Origin of the sequence: Allofournierella sp. CML151 (assembly GCF_027853465.1) — a bacterium.
In the GTDB taxonomy this organism is placed as follows: Bacteria; Bacillota; Clostridia; order Oscillospirales; family Ruminococcaceae; genus Allofournierella.
This window is the reverse complement of sequence record NZ_JAPNNW010000003.1, coordinates 102,143-125,252: the sequence shown is the minus strand read 5'-3', so window position 1 is coordinate 125,252 and position 23,110 is coordinate 102,143. Positions and strand designations below refer to the sequence as shown.

Below are 23,110 nucleotides of genomic sequence, written 5' to 3'. Positions count from 1 at the left end.
TCATAGGCGGTGCCACTGCCGTCCGGCGATGTATTTTTCCTGGATGGGCTGGGTGTACTGGCTGTCGTAGAACCATTCCGACCGCTCGGAGCCCACAATGGGGTCCTGCTCCAGGAAGTCCTCGGTGTCCACCTGCAGACCGGGCACGTTGGGCAGAATGAGGGTGCGCAGGTCGTTGTTGCGGCCCACAAAGCCGCTGTCCTCCAGCTTGGTGTTGTGGCTCAGATCCAGGCTGGTGAGCAGGTTGTGCCGGGAATAAAGCTGCACCAGCTCCGGGTTGCCGGAAAGGTCCACCTGGGTGAGCAGGTTCATCTCGAAGTTCAAATCCACCAGCTTAGGGCAGCCGGTCACATCCAGCATTGTGAACTGGTTATAGGCCACATACAGCCCCTCCAGCACAGGCAGCTTCAGGGTGAGGCTGGTCATCTGGTTGCCGGAAGCGTTCAGGCTCTTCAGCTGGGTGAAATGCTCGATGCCCTGTAAGCTGGCGATGCCCTGATTGCTCACGTCCATGGCGGTTACAGCCTGCCGCTCTGCATCGGTGAGCAGACCGTCCACCCCAGCGCCGTTCAGATTTTCCGGCCGCAGGAGCCAGGCGCGGAAGGCGGCGTCCGGGAAGTTCGTTTCGTTCACTGCCACGCCCTGGGCGGCGCTGTTTTCCTCCGCGGGGGCAGTTTCCGATTCGGCGGGCGCTGCCGCGGGGGCGGCGGGCTCTTCCACGGTGGCAGGCCGGGTCGCAGCTTCTTCGGCATTCTCACCGCTGGCTGCATCCTCTACAGCTCCAGCTTCCGCAGCGGCAGCATCCTCCCCGGCAGGCGGAGCTTCCTCGCCGCTTTGTCCCCCGGCATCTGCGTGGACCGCAGCCGGAAGCTCCTGGGCGAAGGCGGAAACCGGCAGCGACGCTGCCAGCATCATCACTGCGGCCAGCAGGCACAGGCCCCGGCGCAAGGCATTCCTTCTCATGGAACAATCAACCTCCCTCTGCTTTTGCAAGCACAAGCAGTAAATATGATCACTCTTTCACAGACTATATCATTGTATCATTAACCTACCAACACAGAGAGAATAAAAACATCAAAAGCACAAAAAAGCAGGACCTTTCTCCCTGCGGATTGGAGAAAAGTCCTACTTTCTATCCGGTATTTACCGCTTTTGGGTCAGCCCAGCTGCTGGTTGAACACCGTAATCAGACGGCTCCAGGTGGCGGTACCCACCTTGCCATCCGCCGTCAGGCCCTGCTGGCCCTGGAAAGCCACCACCGATTTTTTGGTACCGGACCCGAAGTTGCCGTCCACGGTCAGCTGGGGCACACCCGCAACGCCGTTCAGGTAGCTCTGCAAAAAGCGTACCCAGTCGCCGCTGCTGCCCTGCTGCATCACATAGCCCGCATACCGGGTGACCACCTTGGGCGGATTCCCGGCCCGCACGGCCTCATACACCTTGGCCAGCCCGGCAAAGGTGTTCTTGCCCAGCAATGCGTCGGCGGTGAGGCCGAACTGGGGCTGGAACCGGCGCAGCGCCGCCGAGGTGCCGCCGCCGAACACACCATCCGCCGAGATGGTCTGGATGCCGGTGTACACCTTGCTCAGAGCCGCCAGCTTCTGCTGCATGCTCTTCACCACCGCGCCCTTCGCGCCGGGGACTGCCACGATGCCCGGGTAGATTTCACCCGCGCCGTAGATGCCCGCATACTGGGTGTACAAGGCGTTCCAGGTGCTCTGGCCGGTCATGCCGTCCACGGTCAGGCCCGCCATGGTCTGGAACTGCTTCACCGCCTGCACCGTGGCCCCGCCGTACTGGCCGTCCACCGCGACGCTCTGGATCTGGGGCCATTGCTTGCGGATGCCGTTCAGCCAGGTCTGTACCTGGGCCGAATCCGGCCCCTTGCTTCCGTTTTGCAGCACCGTTCCGAAGTACGGGGGCACTGCTGTGATTGTTGCCATATCTGCATCCCTCCTTGCGCCATTGTATGCGCTAACGTTACGGGATGTTCCTCTCAATTTTCGTGCAGCCACTCCTCCAGCCGCTCCACCGCCTCCAGCGCGGCGAAGCGGACTTCGTAGCCCTGGCTGTTTTCCAAAATCTCCTGCTGGGCCGCCTCGGGGTATTCGGCGGGCTGTGCAGCGGGCAGGCAGAGCGCCGGATAGAGCACACAGAACCAGTTGCGGCCCGCGTGGTCCCCCAGCTCCACCCGCAGCGCATCGTACCGGCCCGCGGGCAGAGTAAACGCCTCGTAGGCGGTGGTGGGGAAATACATGTTGGTCACATAGACCCGCACCGTCTGGTTGCTGCCCTCTTCGCGCACCACCCGCTCGGCCGCGCGCTGGAAGTCCTGCAGATGGGCCCGGGCGGTTTCCAGGGCAGCCTGCTGGTCCGGCAGACCGGCGAACAGGGTCTGGGCGGTCTTCAGCACCGCATCCCGCACCAGCAGCTTAAGGGCCTGGTCCTCTTCGCTGTTGGAATTGGCCTGCACGTGCAGGCGCAGGGTGTCCTGCCGCAGGGAGGCGCAGGCCGCCGAGAAAGGGCCCAGCCAGCCGCTCACAGTAATTGACAGCACCAGCCCGGCAGCCAGGGCCACATGGGCCACCCAAGATTTATTTTCTTTAAGTACCGCAAAAAACATAAAAACGCACGTCCTTTCCTTGGCAGCTTCTGCCAATAGAATGGACGTGCGTTCCGTTTTTTATTCCGCCGGATGGGATTTTTGCTCGGGATTTTTTCCGCCCTTGTTCCGGGCGGGGGCCGGTCGGCGGCTGTGGACCACACGGGCGCCCCAGCGGTCCGACCGGGCCAGATAAACCTGACTGTACTCCCGGCGCAGGGCGGCGGCGGCCTGCTTTGCGGCGGCTTCGTCATCAAACACGCCGAACACTGCCGCGCCGCTGCCGGTCATCAGGCTGGCCAGTGCGCCATTTTCGTTCAGCAGCCGCTTGATGGCCGGGGTCTCCTTTGCGCCGCTGCATTCCTCCAGGGCGTTGCCGCTGGCGGCGCACAGCGCGTTCAGGTCCCCCGCCTTCACCGCTGCCTCCGCGGCGGCGGAATCCGGGTGGACGCTGCTGCCCACCTCGTCGTAACGGGCGAAGGCCTCGGGGGTGCTCACGCCCACGCTGGGCATAACCACCACAAACCAGCAGTCCGGGCAGGGGGGCAGGGGCTTGAGGATGTCGCCGATGCCCTGCACCCGGCAGGTGCCGCCCAAAATGGCAAAGGGCACGTCCGCACCGATGGTGGCGCCGATGGCACACAGCTCGGTGATGGACAGCTTTGCCCCGTACAGCTCATTCATGCCCACCAGCACGGCGGCGGCGTCGGCGCTGCCGCCCGCCATGCCCGCCCGCACCGGGGTGGCCTTGTGAATCTCGATTTCCACACCGGCCAGCAGACCGGTATAGTGGAAGAAGGCCAGCGCCGCCTTGTAGGCGGTGTTCTTTTCGTTGGCCGGGATACGGCTGCCGGGCAGGCGCAGGATCAGATCCCGGCTTTTGCGCAGCACCACCCGCTCGTGCAGGGTGATGGTCTGCATGATCATATCCAGCGCGTGGTAGCCGCCGGGCAAAAGGCCGGTCACGTCCAGCGTCAGGTTCAGCTTGGCCGGGGCCAGCACGGTTACCTGTTTCATGGCTCACACCTCGTTATAATTTTTTTAAAAGAAAAGACCGCCGGGTGTCGATGGCCTTCACCGGGCACATCTCGTGGCAGCAGAAGCACCGGATGCATTTGGCCGGATGAATGTGCGCCTTGCCCTGCACCGTGATGGTGTGCTGAGGGCAGATCTCGGCGCACTTGCCGCAGCCGATGCACAGGCGTTTGTTGATCACCGGGCGGGGGGCCAGCAGCCGCTCCACCGCAGGCACCGCCCAGCGCACCGCCCGAGGGGCCTTGTCGGCAAAGTCCACACTGCCCCAGCTGGAGGGCAGCCGGTAGCCGGGAATGGGGCGGCACAGCTCCCCTTCCCCCCTGGCGCAGGCCAGGTCGAACCGCTCCGGGCACAGACCCCGGCCGATGGCCGCGTTTAAGTAGGGCACGTCCTTGGGGCGGATGTTCAGCATATGGCAGAGGGCAAGGTCCATCTGCAGATGGTTCTCTGCCGCTGCCATAAGACCCACCATGCGGGGCGTGCCGCCCGCCGGGCCGTCGCCCTCCTGAGCCAGAATGCCGTCCAGAACGGCAAAGCCGGGCTTCACGCAGCCCAGCAGGTCGATGAGCATCTCGCCGAAGCGCTCCTTATCCGGGAAGCGCATGTGCCACTCAGCCTTCTGCAGGCCGGGAATGCAGCCGAACAGATTTTTGGTGGCGGCGGAAAGGCCGGTCATCATGTGGGTCTTGAGCTTGGGCAGGTTGATGAGCACATCGCAGTCCAGCACCGGCTCGACCAGGGTAAAGGCCCGGACCAGCTTTCCGCCGGATGCGGTTTCCCGGCTTCTGCAGTCGGTATAGAGGGCCGCGCCCTCCTCCCGACACACGTCGGCCAGGCCGCTCACTTTATAGATGCTGCGCAGGATGGCCGGGTTGTAGACCCCGCCGGGGGAATCCGTTACCATGATGGAGGCAGCGCCCCGGCGGCGCACCGCCCGGATTACCGCCCGCACCAGCGCCGGGTGGGTGGTTACCGCCCGTTCCGGCGTGTGTTTGGCCAGCAGGTTGGGCTTCAGCAGCACCTTCTTGCCCGCCAGCGCTTCGGCGGCGGGCAGCTGGCAGAACAGCCGCTCCACCGCGGCATCCACCGTCTGCTGGTCATAGCTTGCCGCCGCGGCAAAGTACACGTTGTTATCCATTCACGCCCTCGTCCCGCAGCTGCTGCAGAAAGGCCTCGATCCGATCCAGCGCCTGCTTCAGATGGCTCACGGAATAGGCGTAACTGATGCGCACAAAGCCCTCGCCGCAGTCGCCGAAGGCGGTGCCGGGCACCACCGCCACCCGCTTGGCATACAGCAATTTTTCACAGAATTCATCGCTGGACAGGCCGGTGGACTGGATGCTGGGGAACACATAGAAGGCGCCCTTCGGCTCGAAGCAGGAAAGGCCCATCTCGTTCAGGCGGCTGACCAGGAAACGGCGGCGCATGTCGTATTCCTGGCGCATGCGCTCGATCTCATCGTCACATTCCCGCATGGCCACCACCGCCGCATACTGACTGGTGGTGGGCGCACACATGATGCAGTTCTGGTGCAGCTTGGTCATCACGGCAATCACCTCGCGGGGGCCGCAGGCAAAGCCCATGCGCCAGCCGGTCATGGCGAAGGCCTTGGAGAAGCCGTTCACCACCACGGTGCGCTCGGCCATACCGGGCAGGCTGGCGATGCTCACATGGGGATGGTCGCAGTAGTTCAGCTCGGCGTAGATTTCATCCGAGAGAACCATGATGTCGGTATCCCGCAGCACCTCGGCAATGGCCTCCAGGTCCTCCCGCTCCATCACCGCGCCGGTGGGGTTGCAGGGGAAGGGCGTGATGAGCAGCTTGGTCTTGGGGGTGATGGCCGCCTTCAGCTCGGCGGCGGTGAGGCGGAACTGGTTTTCCGCCTTCAGAGGCACCGGCACCGGCACGCCGCCGGTGAGGGTGGTGATGGGCTGGTAGCATACAAAGCAGGGCTCGGGGATAATGACCTCGTCGCCCGGGGCCACCAGGCTGCGGATGCACATGTCAATGGCCTCGCTGCCGCCCACCGTGACCAGGATCTGGCCCAGCGGGTCGTAGGAAAGGCCGAACCGCCGGTCCATGTAGGCGGCGATCTCCTGCCGCAGCTCCTTCATACCGGCGTTGGCGGTGTAGCTGGTTTTGCCCTTCTGCAGGCTCTTGATGCCCGCGTCCCGGATGCGCCAGGGGGTCTTGAAGTCCGGCTCGCCCACGCCCAGGCTGATGCAATCGTCCATTTCGGCGGCGATGTCGAAGAATTTACGGATGCCCGAGGGCCGCATGGCGGCAGCGGCCGGGGCAATCAAACGGCTGTAGTCCATCACAGCGTAGCCCACTCCCTTTCGTCCGGCTCTTCCTCGGCGTACATCACGCCGTCCTTTTTATAGGTGCGCAGCACAAAGTGAGTGGCGGTGGAAAGCACGTCGTCCATGGGAGAAAGGCGCTTGGCCACGAAGAGGGCAATCTCCTGGAAGCTGTGGCCCGCGATCACCAGCTGCAGGTCGTAGCCGCCGCTCATGAGCAGCACGCTCTGCACCTCGTCAAACTGGCTGATGGCCATGGCGATCTCATCAAAGCCGTGGCTCTTCTTGGGGCGCACCCGCAGCTCGATCACGGCCTGCACCTTATCGGTGCTCACCTTTTCCCAGTCCACCATGGCCCGGTAACCACGGATTACGCCCTTCTTGGCGTAGTCATCCATCTGGGCGGCCACTTCCTCGGGGCTGATGCTCAGCATGGCGGCCAGCTCCTCCACGCTCAGGCGGGCGTTTTCCTCCAACAATTTCAGCAAACGTTCCATACAATGGGTCACTTCTTTCTTTGTTGATTGGCCCCTTTGGGGCAAATTCGGCAATTTACCTTATTATAAAAAAAAATACTCTTAAAGTAAACCACGGGGCTGCAAAATCTGCTATAATGGCAATAACGTCTTGCAGCCGCCAGCGGCTGCAAACCGCCGCAAACCGGGCACCGCGCCGCGCGCTGTGCCGCCGCAGAGGGAGGATTTTGGTTTATGAAAGCTGTTATCACCGTTGTCGGAAAGGACACCGTTGGCGTAATCGCCAAGGTCAGCGCCGTGTGCGCCGAGCTGAACATCAATGTGGAGGACGTGACCCAGAGCATCATGCAGGATATGTTCTGCATGATCATGCTGGTGAACCTGAGCCGCTGCACCCAGGATATGGACACCGTGCGCGCCCGCTTTGCCGCCATTGCCGAAGAGATGGGCATGGAGCTGCACATCACCCGCGAAGAAGTGTTCGACGCGATGCATCACATTTGAGAAGGGGGCCGTTCCATTGAGCATGATCAACACCAGCGACATCCTGGAAACCATCGGGATGATCACCTCGGAAAATCTGGACGTGCGCACCGTGACCATGGGCATCAGCCTGCTGGACTGCGCCGACCCGGACCCCAAAAAGGCCTGCGAGAAGATTTATAACAAGATCACCGAAAAGGCCGCCCGCCTGGTGCCGGTGGTGGAGAAGATCTCCACCGATTACGGCATTCCCATCATCAACAAACGCATCAGCGTGACCCCCATCGCCATGCTGCTGGCCAGCGCCCCCACCGCCGATCCGGTGGAATACGCCAAGACTCTGGACCGCGCGGCCAAGGCCGTGGGCGTGAACTTCATCGGCGGCTTCGGCGCGCTGGTACACAAGGGCTTCTCCGCCGGGGACGAGCGGCTGATCGCCTCCATCCCTCAGGCGCTGGCTGAGACCGACATCGTGTGCAGCAGCGTGAACATCGGCTCCACCAAGACCGGCATCAACATGGACGCGGTGAAGCTGATGGGCAACGTGGTGCGCAAGGCCGCTGAGGTCACCGCCGACAACCAGTGCATGGGCGCTGCCAAGCTGGTGGTGTTCTGCAACGCCCCCGAGGACAACCCCTTCATGGCGGGCGCCTTCCACGGTGTGGGCGAGCCGGACTGCGTGGTACACGTGGGCGTTTCCGGCCCCGGCGCGGTGCGCTCCGCCCTGGCAAAGCTGCCCAAGGACGCCCCGCTGGACGAGGTGGCCGAGCTGGTGAAGCGCACTGCCTTCAAGATCACCCGCATGGGTCAGCTGGTGGGCAACCTGGCCGCCAAGGAGCTGGGCGTGCCCTTCGGCATTGTGGACCTGTCGCTGGCTCCCACCCCTGCCATCGGCGACAGCGTGGCCAACATTCTGGAGGAGATGGGTCTGGAAAGCTGCGGCTGCTGCGGCACCACCGCTGCCCTGGCCCTGCTGAACGACGCGGTGAAGAAGGGCGGCGTAATGGCCTCCAACCACGTGGGCGGCCTGTCCGGCGCTTTCATCCCCGTGAGTGAGGACGACGGCATGATCCAGGCGGCTCGCTGCGGCAGCCTGTGCCTGGAGAAGCTGGAAGCCATGACCGCCGTGTGCAGCGTGGGCATCGATATGGTGGTTCTGCCCGGCGACACCCCCGCCGAGGTGATCAGCGCTCTGATCGCCGACGAGGCGGCCATCGGCATGGTAAACACCAAAACCACCGCCGTGCGCGTGATTCCCGCCATCGGCCGCAAGGCCGGCGAGGAGCTGGACTTCGGCGGCCTGCTGGGCTACGCGCCCATCATGCCCATCAGCACCTACAGCCCCAGCGTGTTCATCAACCGGGGCGGCCGCATCCCCGCTCCCCTGCAGGCGCTGAAAAACTGATTTTTTTCAAAACGCACAAAAAGAGGTCTCCCGCCGGGAGGCCTCTTTTTCATTTCGCTTACATTATATAAGGACAGGAAAGCCCCCGGCCCGGGGAGAGGTTCGGGCCAGGGGCATTTTGTTATGGAAGGAGTGATGGAGATCAGCCCTTGACGAAGGCACCTTCCTTCATGATGACCTTCATGTTGTCCACGGCGATGGCGCGGATGTTCTCCAGGGGGTTGCCCTCGATGACCAGCAGGTCAGCGGACTTGCCGGCTTCCAGAGTACCGGTCACGTCGTCCACCTTCAGCATCTCGGCGCCCACCTTGGTGGCGGCCACGATGGTATCCATCTCGGAGATACCGGCGCACTCCACGAAGGAGTACATCTCGCCGATGGCGGTGGTGCCATAGGGAGTCAGGCTGCTGCAGAAGGAGTCGGAACCGATGGTCAGGCCGATGCCCTTGGCCTTGGCCTTGCGCAGGTTGGCGTAGATGCGGTTCAGCTCCTTCTCAACCACGGTCTCACCGGGCTGAGAGTCGTGCATCTCGGGGATGTACACGGGGGGATAGGTCTTGAACCACTCATGCAGGAACTGGATGGTGGGGCAGAAGTAGATGCCCTTCTCGGCCATGATGTCCAGGCATTCGTCGTTCAGAGCCTGGCCGTGGATGATCAGATGCACGCCGGCCTTGGCGGAGTCCAGAGCGCCGCCGAAGCCCTCGGCATGGCTCCACACGGGGATACCGACCATGTTGCACTCGTCCACAACGGCCTTGATCTCTTCGTAGGTGTAGTGCTGATCGGTCTTCTTGTCCCAGCGCCAGATGCCGCCGCCGGTGGACCAGATCTTGATGGCGTCAGGGCTCTGACGCAGACGGCGGCGAACTGCCTTGCGCAGCTCCCAGGGACCGTCTACACGCTCTGCCCAGGGATGGCTCTCGTCGTTGTACCAGCTGGGCAGCTTGTGGCTGTCGCCGTGGCCGCAGGTGCGGGCGAAGCCCAGGCCGGTGCCCACCACGCGGGGGCCGGTCATAACGCCGCGCTCGATCATATCGCGGATCTGCAGGCCGCTGCGGCTGATCTCACCAACGGTGGTCAGGCCGTGCTCCAGGCACTCGTGAGCCTGCTGAACGGCAACAACGGTCTTCTGGATGGGATCTTCCAGTACCCAATCGGTATCGTCGTCGGTCAAGTTGCCGGAGAAGTGCAGATGGGTATCGGTCAGGCCGGGCATGATGGTCTTGCCGGTGATGTCGTGGGTCTCGTAATCGGGGCCGTATTCCTTCTTGGGACCGGCGTATACGATCTTCTTGTCTTCCACCAGGACCAGAGAGTCCTTGACCGGCTCAGCGCCGGTGCCGTCGATCAGCAGACCGCCAACGAATGCTACCTTACTCATAATGAAACAAACCTCCTGTTTCTTTGTTTGTGTATGTACCGAAGCGTAGTTTGAGCGCTTATAGGTTCATTTGGAAAATTACTTTTTCTTGGCTGCCTTGGTAACGGCCATCAAAATCAGGCCAATGACCAGCCAGCCCAGAACGATGCCCCATTCCACACCGTTCAGAGCGGCGGGGCTGAAGGGTACCACCATCAGCAGGATCACGATGGAACCGGCGGCGATGGCGGCGCAGATGCCCAGCTTGCCGCCGGGGACCTTATAGGGACGGGGCAGATCGGGCTCGGTGTAGCGCATGCGCAGGCAGGCCAGGCTCACCATGGTGCAGCTGAAGATGAAGGCCAGTGCGGAAACGTTGGTCAGGCTCAGCAGCATGTTCTTGCCCAGGAAGGGTCCGATCACGGTGATGACCGCCAGGATGGTGCAAGCCAGCTTGGGGCAGCCGGACTTGGAATCCAGCACCGCGAAGGATTCGGGCAGCTGGCCCTTTCGGCCCATGGCCAGCATGATGCGGCTGGTGGCGCCGAAGAAGGAGTTCATGGGGCCCATGGGTCCCAGGGTGGCGATGATGAGCATCACCACATAGAAGATCATGCTGATGTCCTTCAGGCAGGCCAGAGCGGGCACGTCCTTGGTGATGAACTCGGTCCAGGGAACGATAGTGCCGAAGGAGTAGATGCAGATGATGTAGAAGCCGCCCGCAGCCAGCAGGGCCAGGCTGATGATCTTGCCGAATTTGTTCCAGTCCAGACCCTCGGCGGCCTCCTCAGCCTGCTGGGGAATGGTGTCGAAACCGGCATAGAAGAACGGGGTCATAACCAGAACGGACACGATACCGGCGAACATGTTGGTACCGGCGGTCTGGGTGGTGCTGCTCTGCACCTGCTGGAAGGAGGGCAGGATGTTGGCGGGGCCGCCCTTGAAGAAGGAGATGCCCATGGCCAGCAGCATACCGGCCAGCAGAGCCTTGGTCAAAAAGGCCTGCAGCTTGGCGGCGCTGGAAGCGCCCTTGAAGTTCAGCCAGATCACGTAGAAGGCGAAGCCCAGCGCGATGATGGTGGGGAACAGATAAACGTCCGCGCCCAGGATGCTGTACAGCTTCACCGACCGCAGAATCGGGAACAGATCGCCGAACATCTGGCTCACCAGAGTGGAGATGGCGATGGCCTCCCAGGGGCACAGGATACCGTTGCCCAGAACCAGGAACCAGCCGGTGATATAGCTCAGGGTGTGACCGAAGGTGCGGTCCACATATTCCACGATGCCGCCGGAGATGGGAATGGCGGCGGTGAGTTCACCGAACACCGCGCCGATGGGCACCAGGAACAACGCGCCGATGCCGAAGGCGATCATTGCGGCGATGGGGCCGCCGCCGGTGACCATCCAGTCGCCCACCTGCAGCACCCAGCCGGTGCCGATAATGGCGCCGAAGCCGATGGTGAAGAAGTTCCACAGCGACAGTGTCTTTTTCATTCCGCCCTGTTCGGGCGCCGCTGTTTGGGGAGCATTTGCCATGAAGAGTTCCTCCTTGTTACAGGGCATTTGGGTCTGTCTGCCCATTGGCCAAAGACAGATTTCAGTCCTGTTTTTTCTTCTCTCTCACCCACTGGAAAAAACGTTTCCGGCGGGCACGGCAACACTATACCAAGTTTTTGGCAAAGTGTGTACAGCTCGCGCACAATCTGCACTTTTATCGTCAAAATCAGCAAAAGCGGTTGATTTTGTTGACCAAACCCCATATAATATATACAAAGTGAACAAATCTAAGGCGTTTTTTTCTACATCAAAATCCGGGTATTTTCCCCGTTTCGCGCCTAAAACAGGAGGTTTTTCTGGTTATATGATCCGTTACATTGCACTGTGCGGCCGCGACCGGCAGGAAAATTCCGAGCTGCTCCACAGCCTGGCTCCGCTGAACAAACGGGTGGGCCTGGAATTTGTTTTTTTCGACTCCAGCCGTACCCTTTTGGATGAATACAACCGGGGCCGCCGGTTCGATCTGATCCTGCTGGATGTGGGCGAGGACGGGTCCGGTCTTTCAGCGGCCATCCAGCTGCACCGGCTGCATCCGGCCATGAGTCTGATTCTGCTGGCCAGCAGCGAGCAGTGGGCCATTCCCGGCTATCGCACCCGGGCCTGCGGCTATCTGGTGCGGCCCTTCTCCGGGGTGGCGCTGCAGGAAGAGGTCTGGCTGGCGCTGACCCACTGCGAAACTCCCGATTTTTACTACAGCTTCTCCAGCGAGGAGGGCACGGTGCAGATCAAGCACAGCGAGATCTATTATTTTGAATCGGACGTGCGGCGCATCACCCTGGTGGGCGAAAGCGCCAGCTACCAGTTCAACGGCCAGATCAGCCAGATCGCCCAGCAGATGGAGCCCTTCGGCTTCGCCCGCACCCACAAGAGCTATGTGGTGAATCTGCTGCACGTGGAAAACCTGTTCCGGGACGTGCTCACCCTGGCCAACGGCTGCCAGATCCCCTGCAGCCGGATGCACCACCAGGAGGTGGCCCGCCGCATCCGGGACCGGCAGCCCTCCAGCGAGCTGTGGGCTCCGCCCCGCTGCTGACCGAATTTTTCTCTTTGCATGTTGGCTCCGGCTGTGCCGGGGCCTTTTGTTTTGCCCAAAAATCCCCCGCGCTGCCCATGCCGCCCCTTGTATTGACATTTGAATCCACAGGTGCTACACTGATGCAGCGTATAGGCATTATAATAAAGTATTGATACCAAACCAAAGACGGAGCAACGGCTCCGTTTTTCCAAAAGAGGGGTTTTACGCAATGACACTTGATCAACTGCCGATTGGCAAAACCGCCACCATCACGGCGGTAAACGGCTCCGGCGCGCTGCGCCGCCATTTTCTGGATATGGGCCTCACCCCGCGCACCCAGGTAACGCTGCGCAAGGTCGCTCCCATGGGCGACCCCATCGAGCTGGAGCTGCGGGGCTACGAGCTGACCCTGCGTCTGGAGGATGCCAAGAGCATCGACATTGAGGGCGTGCACACCCGCACCCCCGAAGAGGTGGAGGCCGAACACCATCACCAGCACGACCTGCGCGCCGTGGAGCCCATCGCTCACCCGGGCCTGGGCGAAGCCGCCGCCAAGCGGAACCGGAGCGCGAACGCTCTGCCCGCAGGCACGCCCATCACCTTTGCGCTGGCGGGCAACCAGAACTGCGGCAAGACCACCCTGTTCAACCAGCTCACCGGCTCCAACCAGCACGTGGGCAACTTCCCCGGCGTGACCGTGGACCGGAAGGACGGCCAGATCCGCAAGCACCCGGAGGCCACTGTGGTGGACCTGCCGGGCATCTATTCCCTGTCGCCCTATTCCAATGAAGAGATCGTGACCCGGGACTTCCTCATCAACGAGCGGCCCCAGGGCATCATCAACATCGTGGACGCCACCAACATCGAGCGCAACCTGTATCTGACCATGCAGCTGATCGAGCTGGGCATCCCCATGGTGCTGGCCCTCAACATGATGGACGAGATGCGGGCCAACGGCAACACCGTACTGGTGAACCAGCTGGAGGAAGAGCTGGGCATCCCGGTGGTGCCCATCAGTGCCGCCAAGAACGAGGGCATCGACGAGCTGATCGAGCACGCCATGCAGGTGGCGGTAAACCAGGAAAAGCCCGCCCGGGTGGATTTCTGCGCCGGCGCCATGCACCGCTGCATCCACGCCATCTGCCACCTGATTGAGGACCATGCCCAGCGGGCCCGGGTACCCCTGCGCTTCGCCGCCACCAAGCTGGTGGAGGGCGACGTGCCCATGCTGGAGCGGCTGCAGCTTTCCGACAACGAGAAGGATCTTCTGGAGCATGCCATCACCGAGATGGAGGCCGATCTTGCCACCGACCGGGAGGCTGCCCTGGCGGACATGCGCTACGCCTTCATCGGCGCGCTGTGTGAGCACACCGTGATCAAAAAGGGCGAAAGCCGGGAGCACGCCCGCAGCGTGAAGATCGACAGCCTGCTCACCCACCGTTTTCTGGCCATCCCCATCTTCCTGGGCATCATGGGGCTGGTGTTCTGGCTCACCTTCGGCCTGATCGGCCAGGGTCTGAGCGACCTTCTGGCCCTGGGGCTGGATGCCCTGACCGGCGTGGTGGACAATGCGCTCACCGCCTACGGCATCAACCCGGTGGTACACAGCCTGGTGATCGACGGCATCTTCGCCGGTGTGGGCAGCGTGCTCACCTTCCTGCCCATCATCGTGGTGCTGTTCTTCTTCCTCTCCATTCTGGAGGACTCGGGCTACATGGCCCGCGTGGCGTTCGTGATGGACAAGCTGCTGCGCAAGATCGGTCTTTCCGGCCGAAGCTTCGTGCCCATGCTCATCGGCTTCGGCTGCAGCGTGCCCGCCATCATGGCCACCCGCACCTTGTCCAGTGAGCGGGACCGGAAGATGACCATCCTGCTCACCCCCTTCATGAGCTGCTCGGCCAAGCTGCCCATCTACGCCATGTTCACCGCCGCCTTCTTCCCCAAGTATCAGGCGCTGGTGATGATCGGCCTTTATGTGACCGGCATCCTGGTGGGCATTCTGTTCGGCCTGCTGCTCAAGGGCACCGCCTTCAAGGGCGAGCCCGTTCCCTTTGTGATGGAGCTGCCCAACTACCGCCTGCCCAGCGCCGCCAGCGTGCTGCGGCTGATGTGGGAAAAGGCCAAGGACTTTTTGACCCGTGCCTTCACGGTGATCTTTGTGGCCTCCATCATCATCTGGTTCCTGCAGACCTTTGACACCCGCCTGAACGTGGTGACCGATTCCTCCACCAGCCTGCTGGCCATGCTGGGCAGTCTGATTGCTCCCCTGTTCGCACCTCTGGGTTTCGGCGACTGGCGGGTTTCCACCGCCCTCATCACCGGCTTTACCGCCAAGGAGGCGGTGGTCTCCACCCTGGCGGTGCTCACCGGCTCCAGCCTGAACACCCTGCCCCAGGCGCTGGGCAGCCTGTTCACCCCCTTCACCGCTTTTGTGTTCCTGATCTTCACCCTGCTTTACACCCCCTGTGTGGCAGCCATCGCCGCCGTAAAGCGGGAGATGGGCGGCGCCAAGGGCGCCCTCACCGTGGTGGTGGCCCAGTGCGTGATCGCATGGCTGGTTGCTTTTGCCGTTCGCTGTGTGGGTCTGCTGTTCGGGCTGTAATCCAAGCTATCCCGGCCGGGTATGCTGCCCGGCCCTGATCCGGAGGTTTTACTTATGAATCTGCCCACTCTTCTGGTGCTTGCGATCGTTGTGGTCTGCTTTGTGGCGGCTCTTGTGTTCATCTGCAAAAACGGCGGCTTCGGCGGCGAGTGCAGCGGCGACTGCTCCAGCTGCGCTGCCCGCTGCGAAGCAGCCAGGCAGAACAAGGAAGACGGCAAGCACTGAATATTTTTCTCCGTTCACCCCAAAGGGCGGGCGGGAGCTTTTGCTCCCGCCCGCTCTTTTTGTTTGGATTCGGGCTGAGCATACCGGATGCCCGCCGCCCGGCAGATATTTATGCATATTTTGCAAGAACGCATGCATATTATTCTTTTTCCAGTTTTTTTCTCCGCTTTTACTCATGCAAAAAGCCTTCATTTTGTATTCACACGATATTAATAAATCCCCACAAATTAAGAATAAATATGCCGTTTATCCCGTTATTTTTTAGATTATATGCATTTTAGTCATCAAATCGCACAGCGTTTTCCTCTTTTGCTGCGCTGCTTTGTCAAAGTATACAGTCTTATAAAAATTCATTGACATTGAATATTTATTCAGCTATAATGAGTCCATCGAACACAGGACAGCGGCTTTGAGGGGGCCGCTTCATCAAGGAGGAAACACAGTATGAAAAAGTTGATCGCATTCGCATTGGCATCCATTCTTACCCTGGGCCTGACCGCCTGCGGCGGCGGCGCTTCGTCCACCGCTTCTTCTGGGGCGGCATCCACCGCCTCTTCCACCTCCACCGCTTCTTCCGCGGCGGAAAGCACCGGTTCTTCCACCAGCACCGACGGTGCAACCCCCACCCTGGACGCCATCAAGGAGAAGGGCACCTTCACCCTGATGACCGCCACCGGCTTCCCGCCCTTTGAGTATCTGGGCGCGGATGGCCAGCCCGCCGGTGTGGACATCGACGTGGGCAAGCTGGTGGCCGATGAGCTGGGCGTGGAATACGAGGTTCTGGACATGGACTTCGGCCTGCTGATTGAGGCACTGAAGAGCGGCAAGGGCGACATGATCGGCGCGGGCATGACCGTAACCGACGAGCGTGCCCAGCAGGTGGACTTCACCGTTACCTACGCCACCGCCGGTCAGGTGCTGCTGCTGCCTGCGGACAGCACCATCACCAGCGCCGAGGAGCTGAAGAGCGGTGACTACACCGTGACCGTACAGGCCAACACCACCGGCGACATCTACGTACAGGACACCCTGGGCATCTCTTCTCCCCTGCAGTTCAAGAATGCAGTGGAATGTGCCGCTGCTCTGGCCGCCGGTAAGGCCGACGCCGCTGTGATCGACAGCGTGGCCGCCAACACCATCGTGAAGAATTACGAGGGCGAGCTGAAGGTTCTGGACGAGATGGTCACCGAAGAGAACTACGCGCTGGCCATTGCCAAGGGCCAGGAGGATCTGGTGGAGTTTGTGAACCAGGTCATCGAGAAGAACATTGAGAACGGTACCATCGACAAGCTGCTGGAGGAGCACACCGCTCTTTCCAGCGAGGGCTGATAAAACCGGAGCGGCGGGGCCCAAAAGCGGGCCCCGCGTTCCACAGTGAGGTTTTTGTATGGAAAAGCTTTTGAACGACCTTTACATGGCCGTTATCTATCAAAACCGGTGGCAGGTTTATCTGGAGGGCCTGGGCAACACCCTGCTCATCACCGCCTGCGCTCTGCTCATCGGCATCCTGATCGGCCTTGTGGTGGCGCTGGTGCGCATCACCTGCGCACCCCGGAAAAACTTCCTGCAAAAGCTGGGCAGCTGGGTGTGCGGGCTGTACACCACCGTGATCCGCGGCACGCCCGTCATCGTGCAGCTGCTGATCCTTTACACCGTGATCCTGGCCAGCAGCGAGGGCATTGTGGTTTGTATCGTGGGCTTCGGCATCAACTCCGGCGCTTATCTGGCCGAGGTGGCCCGAAGCGGCATTGCCTCGGTGGACCCGGGCCAGATGGAGGCCGGGCGCAGCCTGGGCCTCGGCTACGGGGTGACCATGCGCAAGATCGTGCTGCCCCAGGCCGTGAAGAACATTCTGCCCGCCCTGTTCAACGAGTTCATTGCTCTGCTGAAGGAGACCAGCGTGGCCGGTTACATCGCGGTTCGCGACCTGACCAAAGCCTCGGACGGCATCCGCGGCATCACCTTCAACAGCGTTCCGCTGTATCTGGCGGCCATCATTTATCTGCTGTTCGTCATCGGCATCACCCAGATTCAGAAGCAGGTGGAAAGGAGGCTGGCGCAAAGTGATCGCGGTTAACAACCTGACCAAAGACTTCGGCGGGGTCCAGGTGCTCAAGGGCATCACCGAGACCATCTCCCCCGGCGAAAAGATCGCCATCATCGGGCCCTCCGGCTCGGGCAAATCCACCTTTCTGCGATGCCTGAACCTGCTGGAGACCCCCACAAGCGGGCAGATTTTCTTCAAAGGGCAGGACATCACCGCCCCCGGCACCGACATCAACCAGGTGCGCCAGCACATGGGCATGGTGTTCCAGCATTTCAACCTCTTCCCCCACCTGACCGTGCGGGAGAACATCACCCTGGCGCCGGTGCAGCTGAAGCTGCAGACCAAGGACGAGGCCAACGCCAAGGCCGAGGAGCTTTTAAAGCGCATCGGCTTGTACGACAAGATCGACACCTACCCCAGCAAGCTTTCCGGCGGCCAGAAGCAGCGCATCGCCATTGTGCGGGCGCTGGCCATGGACCCGGAGGTGCTGCTCTTCGACGAACCCACCAGCGCACTGGACCCGGAAATGGTGGGCGAGGTGCTGGGCGTAATGAAGGACCTGGCCGACCAGGGCATGACCATGGTGATCGTAACCCACGAGATGGGCTTTGCCCGCGAGGTGGCCACCCGGGTCCTCTTTATGGACGGCGGCCAGGTGCTGGAGCAAAACCCGCCCGCCGAATTTTTTGAACACCCGAAAAACGAGCGCCTTTGCTCCTTTTTGTCCAAGGTGCTTTGAATTTCATACAAGCAAATTCAAACAAAATCAAAAACAACCGGCCCCGCTGCGGGCCGTCTGAAAGGAAGTCATTCTCATGAAAACTCAGTACAACAAGGTTCTGCTGGCCTACTCCGGCGGTCTGGATACCTCCATCATCATTCCCTGGCTGAAGGAAAACTACGGCTGCGAGGTCATCGCCGCCTCCGCCGACGTGGGCCAGGGCACCGAGCTGGACGGCCTGGAGGAGAAGGCCATCAAGACCGGCGCTTCCAAGCTGTATGTGCTGGATCTGACCGATGAGTTCATCGATGATTATGTGTTCCCCACCCTGCAGGCCGGGGCCAAGTACGAGGGCACCTATCTGCTGGGCACCAGCTTCGCACGCCCGCCCATTGCCAAGCATCTGGTGGAGATTGCCGAGAAGGAAGGCTGCGACGCCATCTGCCACGGCTGCACCGGCAAGGGCAATGACCAGGTCCGCTTTGAGCTGAGCATCAAGGCCTTTGCGCCCGACATGCCCATCATCGCCCCCTGGAGAGAGTGGGACATCAAGAGCCGCGAGGAGGAAATCGATTACGCCGAGGCCCACAATGTTCCCCTGAAGATCAACCGGGAAACCAACTACTCCAAGGATAAAAACCTCTGGCACCTGAGCCACGAGGGTCTGGATCTGGAGGACCCCAGCCTGGAGCCCCAGTACCAGAAGCCCGGCTTCCTGGAGCTGGGCGTAAGCCCGGAGCAGGCCCCGGACACCCCCACCTATGTGACCATCCACTTTGAAAAGGGCATCCCCACCGCAGTGGACGGTGTGGCCATGAAGGGCAGCGACATCGTGCGCACCCTGAACAAGCTGGGCGGCGAAAACGGCATCGGCATCATCGACATCGTGGAGAACCGTCTGGTTGGCATGAAGAGCCGCGGCGTATACGAGACCCCCGGCGGCACCATTCTCTACTTCGCCCACGCGCAGCTGGAGATGCTCTGCCTGGACAAGGCCACCGCTCACTACAAGGAGCTGGTTGCTCAGAAATTCTCCGAGATCGTATACGACGGCCAGTGGTACACCCCCCTGCGTGAGGCCCTGAGCGCCTTCGTCACCGAGACCCAGAAGACCGTGACCGGCGATGTGAAGCTGAAGCTCTACAAGGGCAACATCATCCCCGCCGGCACCACCTCTCCCTACAGCCTGTACAGCGAGGAGCTGGCCACCTTCGGCGAGGACGGCATCTACGACCAGAAGGATTCCGCCGGATTCATCAACCTGTTCGGCCTGCCCGTCACCGTGCAGGCAAAGTGCAAAAAGAACTGGCCCAAGGAGTGAGAAGCAATGTTTCAGCATGTGATCGTAAAGACCCCCTGCAAGGCCATGGTGAACGGCATTACCGATCACCCCGAGCTGGGGACCCCCGACTATGAAAAAGCCCTGGCCCAGCACGCGGCCTACATCGAAGCTCTGAAGCAGTGTGGTGTGGATGTGACCGTGCTACCGCCGGACGAGGCCTACCCGGACAGCTGCTTCGTGGAGGACCCGGCCATCGTGACCAAATACTGCGCCATCGTGACCAACCCGGGCGCGGCCAGCCGCAAGGGCGAGACCGCCGCCATCGAGCCGGTGCTGGAAAAGTTCTATCCCAAGGAGAAGATCTTCCACATCACCGACCCGGGCACCCTGGAGGGCGGCGACGTGATGATGTGCGGCGACACCTTCTACGTGGGCCGCTCCGCCCGCACCAACGAGGCGGGCATCCAGCAGCTGGGCGAAATTCTAGGCCAGTTCGGCTGCAAGGTGGTGGAGGTTCCCCTCACCGAGGTACTTCACCTGAAGACCGGCGTGGTCTACCTGGAAAACAACAACATGCTCACCGCCGGTGAGTTCTGCGACAAGCCCGCCTTTGCCGGCTACAACAAGGTGACCATTCCCGCCGAGGAGGCCTACGCGGCCAACTGCATCTGGGTGAACGGCACCGTGCTGGTGCCCGAAGGCTACCCCACCGTACTGAAGGCGGTGCAGGAGCTGGGCTACAAGACCATCGTGTGCGACACCTCCGAATACCGCAAGATCGACGGCGGCCTGAGCTGCCTGTCCCTCCGTTTTTAAACCAGAAAAAGTGCCCCGGGTATTCCAAGATACCCGGGGCACTTGCCTTTTTATGCAAAAAGGGAGCGCAGCCTTTCGCCGCGCTCCCTTTGCTTCTGTTCAGTCGTTCTGTGCCTTGTGCACAATCCACACCTCGTGGGCCGCCACAGTGGCCTCCAGATCGTCCACCTTTTTCTCCAGACGGTCCAGCCGCTCGTTGGCCTGCACCACACCGTCCGCCACCTGGCGGATCATGGGCATGACCTGGCTTTCCACCACCACGTTCATGTGGTTCTTCATCCGCTCCTCGCTGGCGGTAACAGCTGTGTTGACAGAACTGTCCACATAGCTCTTCATTCGCTCTTCGCTGGCTGCTATGGCCTCATTGAATCTTTGTGTCATCCGCTCCTCGCTGGCAGCGATGGCTGTATTGATCAAACCCGCGAGGGCCTGCATATCTTCCTGGGTCAGCATGGTGCGCTCCTTTCTGCCGGGGGCTGCTTTCTTCACTCATCTGTTGCATTGCTCAGTATAGCACAGCTGCCCCGGGGGAATCAATGCGTTTTTTGCCCAAAACCGGCTGGCAGTTTTTTCCCGCTTTACGGTGCGGGCACCGGCTCCGGCTGCCGGGTGCAGATCTGCCGCAGCTTTTCCACCAGGCGCTCGTTGTCCGCCCGGGTACCCACCGCCAGACGGCACCAGCTGCTGTCCAGCCCGTGGAAGGTGGCGCAGCTGCGCACCATCAAGCCCGCGGAAATCAGGGTATCTGCAAAGCCCGCCGGGCCCTGCACCAGCACAAAGTTCACCCGGCTGTCCAGCACGGTGAGGCCCAGCTGCCGCAGCTGCTCGGTGAGCCAGGGCCGCTCGGTTTCCAGCAGGGCGCGGGTCTTTTCCAGATGCTCCGGCTGGCGCAGCGCGGCCAGTGCCGCAGCCTGGGCCGGGCCGCTTACCCCAAAGCGGGGACCGACGGCGGCCATCTGCCGCACCAGCTCCTCATGGGAGGAGATGGCATAGCCCACCCGCAGGCCGGGCATGCCCCAGGCCTTGGAGAAGCTGTCCACCACCACCAGGCCCGGGCAGTACACCGCGTCCTGCTTGAGGGAGTGCTCCTGCCCGTCCCGGGCAAGCTCGATGAAGCTCTCGTCCACCACACACAGCACATCCCGCTCAGCACAAAGCTTCACCAGATTCATCAGGCTGCTGCGGGGCAAAAGCGCCCCGGTGGGGTTGCCCGGATTGCACACCACCAGCATCTGAGCGCCCTCCAGGGCCTGCTCCACTGCACCGGCTTCGGGCACAAATTCCTGCTCGGGCCCAGCCAGCAGATGCACCAGCTCGCAGCCCGTCTGCTCCAGCGCCCGGCCGTATTCCTCATAGGCAGGCTCCAGAATCACCGCCTTCTTCGGCTGCACCGCCCGGGCCAGCCGCCAGATTACCTCGTCCGCACCGGATGCCACAAACACGCTCTTGGTCAGCACCTCATACCGGTCCGCCAGAGCTGCCCGCAGGGCGGTGCAGTCCGGGTCCGGGTATGTATCGGCGGCGGTCAGCGCGGCGGCAGCGGCCTGGGCGGCTGCCGGAGGCATCCCCAGCGGGTTGCTGCTGCCGGAGGCGTCCAGCGTGCGCATTGCCAGCGGCGGCATGGCCGGAGCCTCAATGCCCAGAAACTCCAGCAGCGCCCCGGCCTGGGCCATGGTCTCGTCGAAGCCCTGCTGGTACAGCGCCCGCAGCTTGTTCACATCCCGCTCGGTGCGGGTCACGGTGACCGGGGTCTGGGGGCGGATCACAAAGGCCTTGCCCTCCTGCTCCAGCTCCTCGATGCGGCGCACCCGGCGGTTATAGTCCTCTGCCTGATGCAGGCAGGCCTCCATTAATTCCGGGTGATTCTTGTAACGGCGGCGGTACATCTGGTCGATGGCCGGGCCCTGGCCCTTTTTGCGGAAGCCCTTCTGACGGGTGAGCACCACCACCAGCTTGCCCGCCGGGAAAGGCAGCTCCTCCGGCAGGGGGATGCAGCTGGCGATGCCGCCGTCCAGGCAGACGTCCTCACCCACCTTCACCATGCTGCACAGCAGCGGCATACTGCAGCTGGCCCGGCAGGCGGTGAAGAATTCCTCGCCCATCTCCTTGTCGTGGTAGAAGATGGCCTTGCCGGTGCGGCAGTCGGTGGCCACCGCCCACATGCTCTGGTCGGAATGATAGAAGGTCTCGTAGTCGAAGGGCACCAGCTCATGGCTCAGCTGCCCGAACACGAAGTCAAAGTTGAAGAAGCTGAAGGTCTTCAAAAGATGGGACGGCCCCATGTAGCGGGGGTCGTTCACGTAATTCAGGTTGATGTCCCGGCTGCGGCCCGGCTGGCGGGACAGATAGCTCAGCGCGTTCAGCGAGCCCGCGCTCACGCCCACCACATTGGGGATGCGCACGCCAAGCTCCATCAGCGCGTCCAGCACACCGGAGGTGTAAACACCCCGCAGCGCGCCGCCCTCCAAAATCAATGTATCGTTCTGGTTCATGGTCTTTCCCTCACTTCCTCCGGACGGAAGTTCTGCTCCCGTCCGTTTGCTGGTGCAAAATAAAACATATTGTTCAAGGCAATACCGCACAATTCACGCCTAACAGCTCAGGCGGCGTATCACGCCAAAATTTTCCGTGATATTTTCCAAAAATGCTCACCAAGCCACCAAGGATTGGCTCCTCTTTTTGGTTCATATCACAAAAAATTTTCCGGCGCGCTCCACCACCTGAAATTGTACGGTATTGCCTTAGTATAGTACAAAATTATAAAAAAATCATGCCCTGCTGTGAAAAAACAGACAAGGCATGATTTTTCAATGACAATTCTCCTTCGTTCCGGGCGATGGAACGCACCGGCTGAGGCGTTCGCCGTGAATGGTACGGTGCTTCCTCAATGATAATACCGGCCGACCATCTTGTCCAGGTCCAGCACCGCACGCTCGGCGCCGCGGGCCACCTTTTTGGCCATCTTCTTCATCTTGCGGGTGTTTTTGCCCTTGGTTCCGGCGGCCACCCCGGCCGCTACTGCCATGGTCGCGGCGGTCAGGCCCGCGGCTGCCATCATGGTTTTCTTTTCCATCCTGCATTCTCCTTTCCTAGGTAAAAGCTGCAAGCGCCTGGGTTTGCGCTACGCCGTTTAGTCTGCCCCGCTTTTCCTGACCTATACGGTTTTCTTACGGATTCTCTC

General features: G+C 61.5%; 22 protein-coding genes. 10 read left to right on the top strand and 12 right to left on the bottom strand.

What is annotated here, in order from left to right; genetic code table 11:
* The 7 genes from PH256_RS03500 to PH256_RS03470 form a co-directional block, all read right to left on the bottom strand.
* Nucleotides 1–963, bottom strand: a complete 963-nt coding sequence (locus PH256_RS03500; RefSeq protein WP_270912993.1) for a hypothetical protein — start codon at nt 961–963, stop codon at nt 1–3.
* 194 nt (nt 964–1,157) lie between these two features.
* Complete coding sequence (locus PH256_RS03495) at nt 1,158–1,943, bottom strand: peptidoglycan-binding domain-containing protein (RefSeq protein WP_270912992.1); 786 nt, start codon at nt 1,941–1,943, stop codon at nt 1,158–1,160.
* Between the two features lie 53 nt (nt 1,944–1,996).
* Nucleotides 1,997–2,587 (bottom strand): stage II sporulation protein R, encoded by a 591-nt coding sequence (locus PH256_RS03490; protein ID WP_270912991.1) that lies wholly within the window; start codon nt 2,585–2,587, stop codon nt 1,997–1,999.
* Nucleotides 2,588–2,683: 96 nt separating this feature from the next.
* Entirely contained in the window at nt 2,684–3,619 is a 936-nt protein-coding gene (ispE, locus tag PH256_RS03485) for a 4-(cytidine 5'-diphospho)-2-C-methyl-D-erythritol kinase (RefSeq protein WP_270912990.1), read from the bottom strand.
* A 13-nt stretch (nt 3,620–3,632) separates the two neighbouring features.
* Entirely contained in the window at nt 3,633–4,775 is a 1,143-nt protein-coding gene (locus tag PH256_RS03480; RefSeq protein WP_270912989.1) for a DUF362 domain-containing protein, read from the bottom strand.
* Nucleotides 4,768–5,955 (bottom strand): pyridoxal phosphate-dependent aminotransferase, encoded by a 1,188-nt coding sequence (locus PH256_RS03475; protein ID WP_270913086.1) that lies wholly within the window; start codon nt 5,953–5,955, stop codon nt 4,768–4,770. Before PH256_RS03475 ends, PH256_RS03480 begins: the two co-directional genes overlap by 8 nt.
* Nucleotides 5,955–6,434 (bottom strand): Lrp/AsnC family transcriptional regulator, encoded by a 480-nt coding sequence (locus tag PH256_RS03470; protein WP_087181664.1) that lies wholly within the window; start codon nt 6,432–6,434, stop codon nt 5,955–5,957. Before PH256_RS03470 ends, PH256_RS03475 begins: the two co-directional genes overlap by 1 nt.
* 213 nt (nt 6,435–6,647) lie before the next feature.
* Between PH256_RS03470 and PH256_RS03465 the strand changes: the two genes are divergently transcribed.
* On the top strand, nt 6,648–6,917 hold the full coding sequence (locus tag PH256_RS03465; RefSeq protein ID WP_087183511.1) for an ACT domain-containing protein: 270 nt from the start codon (nt 6,648–6,650) through the stop codon (nt 6,915–6,917).
* 22 nt (nt 6,918–6,939) lie between these two features.
* On the top strand, nt 6,940–8,301 hold the full coding sequence (locus tag PH256_RS03460; RefSeq protein ID WP_270913085.1) for a PFL family protein: 1,362 nt from the start codon (nt 6,940–6,942) through the stop codon (nt 8,299–8,301).
* A gap of 142 nt (nt 8,302–8,443) precedes the next feature.
* On the opposite strand, the gene PH256_RS03455 is transcribed toward PH256_RS03460, so the two are convergent.
* Both PH256_RS03455 and PH256_RS03450 read right to left on the bottom strand, forming a co-directional pair.
* On the bottom strand, nt 8,444–9,685 hold the full coding sequence (locus PH256_RS03455) for a metal-dependent hydrolase family protein (RefSeq protein ID WP_270912988.1): 1,242 nt from the start codon (nt 9,683–9,685) through the stop codon (nt 8,444–8,446).
* Nucleotides 9,686–9,763: 78 nt separating this feature from the next.
* Nucleotides 9,764–11,158, bottom strand: coding sequence for an APC family permease (locus PH256_RS03450; RefSeq protein ID WP_270912987.1), 1,395 nt, complete (start codon nt 11,156–11,158; stop codon nt 9,764–9,766).
* Between the two features lie 367 nt (nt 11,159–11,525).
* Between PH256_RS03450 and PH256_RS03445 the strand changes: the two genes are divergently transcribed.
* The 8 genes from PH256_RS03445 (at nt 11,526) to PH256_RS03410 (ending at nt 19,929) form a co-directional block, all read left to right on the top strand.
* On the top strand, nt 11,526–12,254 hold the full coding sequence (locus PH256_RS03445; RefSeq protein WP_270912986.1) for a LytR/AlgR family response regulator transcription factor: 729 nt from the start codon (nt 11,526–11,528) through the stop codon (nt 12,252–12,254).
* Nucleotides 12,255–12,465: 211 nt separating this feature from the next.
* Nucleotides 12,466–14,838 (top strand): ferrous iron transport protein B, encoded by a 2,373-nt coding sequence (gene feoB / locus PH256_RS03440; RefSeq protein WP_270912984.1) that lies wholly within the window; start codon nt 12,466–12,468, stop codon nt 14,836–14,838.
* A gap of 54 nt (nt 14,839–14,892) precedes the next feature.
* On the top strand, nt 14,893–15,063 hold the full coding sequence (locus PH256_RS03435; protein WP_143424501.1) for a FeoB-associated Cys-rich membrane protein: 171 nt from the start codon (nt 14,893–14,895) through the stop codon (nt 15,061–15,063).
* Nucleotides 15,064–15,507: 444 nt separating this feature from the next.
* Nucleotides 15,508–16,392: an ABC transporter substrate-binding protein gene (locus PH256_RS03430; protein WP_270912983.1), complete on the top strand. Its 885-nt coding sequence runs from the start codon at nt 15,508–15,510 to the stop codon at nt 16,390–16,392.
* Nucleotides 16,393–16,450: 58 nt separating this feature from the next.
* Nucleotides 16,451–17,140 (top strand): amino acid ABC transporter permease, encoded by a 690-nt coding sequence (locus PH256_RS03425; RefSeq protein WP_270912982.1) that lies wholly within the window; start codon nt 16,451–16,453, stop codon nt 17,138–17,140.
* Nucleotides 17,127–17,849, top strand: coding sequence for an amino acid ABC transporter ATP-binding protein (locus PH256_RS03420; RefSeq protein ID WP_087181672.1), 723 nt, complete (start codon nt 17,127–17,129; stop codon nt 17,847–17,849). Before PH256_RS03425 ends, PH256_RS03420 begins: the two co-directional genes overlap by 14 nt.
* A gap of 76 nt (nt 17,850–17,925) precedes the next feature.
* The gene (locus PH256_RS03415; protein WP_270912981.1) at nt 17,926–19,152 is read left to right on the top strand and encodes an argininosuccinate synthase; all 1,227 of its coding nucleotides are present in this window, start codon (nt 17,926–17,928) and stop codon (nt 19,150–19,152) included.
* Between the two features lie 6 nt (nt 19,153–19,158).
* Nucleotides 19,159–19,929, top strand: a complete 771-nt coding sequence (locus tag PH256_RS03410; protein WP_270912980.1) for a dimethylarginine dimethylaminohydrolase family protein — start codon at nt 19,159–19,161, stop codon at nt 19,927–19,929.
* A 99-nt stretch (nt 19,930–20,028) separates the two neighbouring features.
* Here the strand turns inward: PH256_RS03410 and PH256_RS03405 are convergent, their stop codons facing one another.
* The 3 genes from PH256_RS03405 to PH256_RS03395 all read right to left on the bottom strand — a co-directional run bounded on the left by PH256_RS03405 (nt 20,029) and on the right by PH256_RS03395 (nt 23,002).
* Entirely contained in the window at nt 20,029–20,382 is a 354-nt protein-coding gene (locus PH256_RS03405; RefSeq protein WP_270912979.1) for a hypothetical protein, read from the bottom strand.
* A 125-nt stretch (nt 20,383–20,507) separates the two neighbouring features.
* Nucleotides 20,508–22,421 carry an aminotransferase class I/II-fold pyridoxal phosphate-dependent enzyme gene (locus PH256_RS03400; RefSeq protein ID WP_270912978.1) on the bottom strand — a complete coding sequence of 638 codons (1,914 nt, stop codon included), beginning with the start codon at nt 22,419–22,421 and terminating at the stop codon, nt 20,508–20,510.
* Between the two features lie 392 nt (nt 22,422–22,813).
* Nucleotides 22,814–23,002 carry a hypothetical protein gene (locus PH256_RS03395; RefSeq protein WP_087181677.1) on the bottom strand — a complete coding sequence of 63 codons (189 nt, stop codon included), beginning with the start codon at nt 23,000–23,002 and terminating at the stop codon, nt 22,814–22,816.
* Between the last annotated feature and the right edge of the window lie 108 nt (nt 23,003–23,110).

What these genes read in the sequence shown, in the direction of transcription:
- PH256_RS03410 (WP_270912980.1), top strand. Translation starts at nt 19,159, where the DNA reads ATGTTTCAGCATGTGATCGTAAAGACCCCCTGCAAGGCCATGGTGAAC.
- PH256_RS03445 (WP_270912986.1), top strand. Translation starts at nt 11,526, where the DNA reads ATGATCCGTTACATTGCACTGTGCGGCCGCGACCGGCAGGAAAATTCC.
- PH256_RS03450 (WP_270912987.1), bottom strand. Translation starts at nt 11,158, where the DNA reads ATGAAAAAGACACTGTCGCTGTGGAACTTCTTCACCATCGGCTTCGGC.
- PH256_RS03500 (WP_270912993.1), bottom strand. Translation starts at nt 963, where the DNA reads ATGAGAAGGAATGCCTTGCGCCGGGGCCTGTGCCTGCTGGCCGCAGTG.
- PH256_RS03480 (WP_270912989.1), bottom strand. Translation starts at nt 4,775, where the DNA reads ATGGATAACAACGTGTACTTTGCCGCGGCGGCAAGCTATGACCAGCAG.
- PH256_RS03400 (WP_270912978.1), bottom strand. Translation starts at nt 22,421, where the DNA reads ATGAACCAGAACGATACATTGATTTTGGAGGGCGGCGCGCTGCGGGGT.
- PH256_RS03435 (WP_143424501.1), top strand. Translation starts at nt 14,893, where the DNA reads ATGAATCTGCCCACTCTTCTGGTGCTTGCGATCGTTGTGGTCTGCTTT.
- PH256_RS03425 (WP_270912982.1), top strand. Translation starts at nt 16,451, where the DNA reads ATGGAAAAGCTTTTGAACGACCTTTACATGGCCGTTATCTATCAAAAC.
- PH256_RS03395 (WP_087181677.1), bottom strand. Translation starts at nt 23,002, where the DNA reads ATGGAAAAGAAAACCATGATGGCAGCCGCGGGCCTGACCGCCGCGACC.
- ispE (WP_270912990.1), bottom strand. Translation starts at nt 3,619, where the DNA reads ATGAAACAGGTAACCGTGCTGGCCCCGGCCAAGCTGAACCTGACGCTG.
- PH256_RS03430 (WP_270912983.1), top strand. Translation starts at nt 15,508, where the DNA reads ATGAAAAAGTTGATCGCATTCGCATTGGCATCCATTCTTACCCTGGGC.
- PH256_RS03405 (WP_270912979.1), bottom strand. Translation starts at nt 20,382, where the DNA reads ATGCTGACCCAGGAAGATATGCAGGCCCTCGCGGGTTTGATCAATACA.
- PH256_RS03460 (WP_270913085.1), top strand. Translation starts at nt 6,940, where the DNA reads ATGATCAACACCAGCGACATCCTGGAAACCATCGGGATGATCACCTCG.
- feoB (WP_270912984.1), top strand. Translation starts at nt 12,466, where the DNA reads ATGACACTTGATCAACTGCCGATTGGCAAAACCGCCACCATCACGGCG.
- PH256_RS03465 (WP_087183511.1), top strand. Translation starts at nt 6,648, where the DNA reads ATGAAAGCTGTTATCACCGTTGTCGGAAAGGACACCGTTGGCGTAATC.
- PH256_RS03415 (WP_270912981.1), top strand. Translation starts at nt 17,926, where the DNA reads ATGAAAACTCAGTACAACAAGGTTCTGCTGGCCTACTCCGGCGGTCTG.
- PH256_RS03495 (WP_270912992.1), bottom strand. Translation starts at nt 1,943, where the DNA reads ATGGCAACAATCACAGCAGTGCCCCCGTACTTCGGAACGGTGCTGCAA.
- PH256_RS03475 (WP_270913086.1), bottom strand. Translation starts at nt 5,955, where the DNA reads ATGGACTACAGCCGTTTGATTGCCCCGGCCGCTGCCGCCATGCGGCCC.
- PH256_RS03455 (WP_270912988.1), bottom strand. Translation starts at nt 9,685, where the DNA reads ATGAGTAAGGTAGCATTCGTTGGCGGTCTGCTGATCGACGGCACCGGC.
- PH256_RS03470 (WP_087181664.1), bottom strand. Translation starts at nt 6,434, where the DNA reads ATGGAACGTTTGCTGAAATTGTTGGAGGAAAACGCCCGCCTGAGCGTG.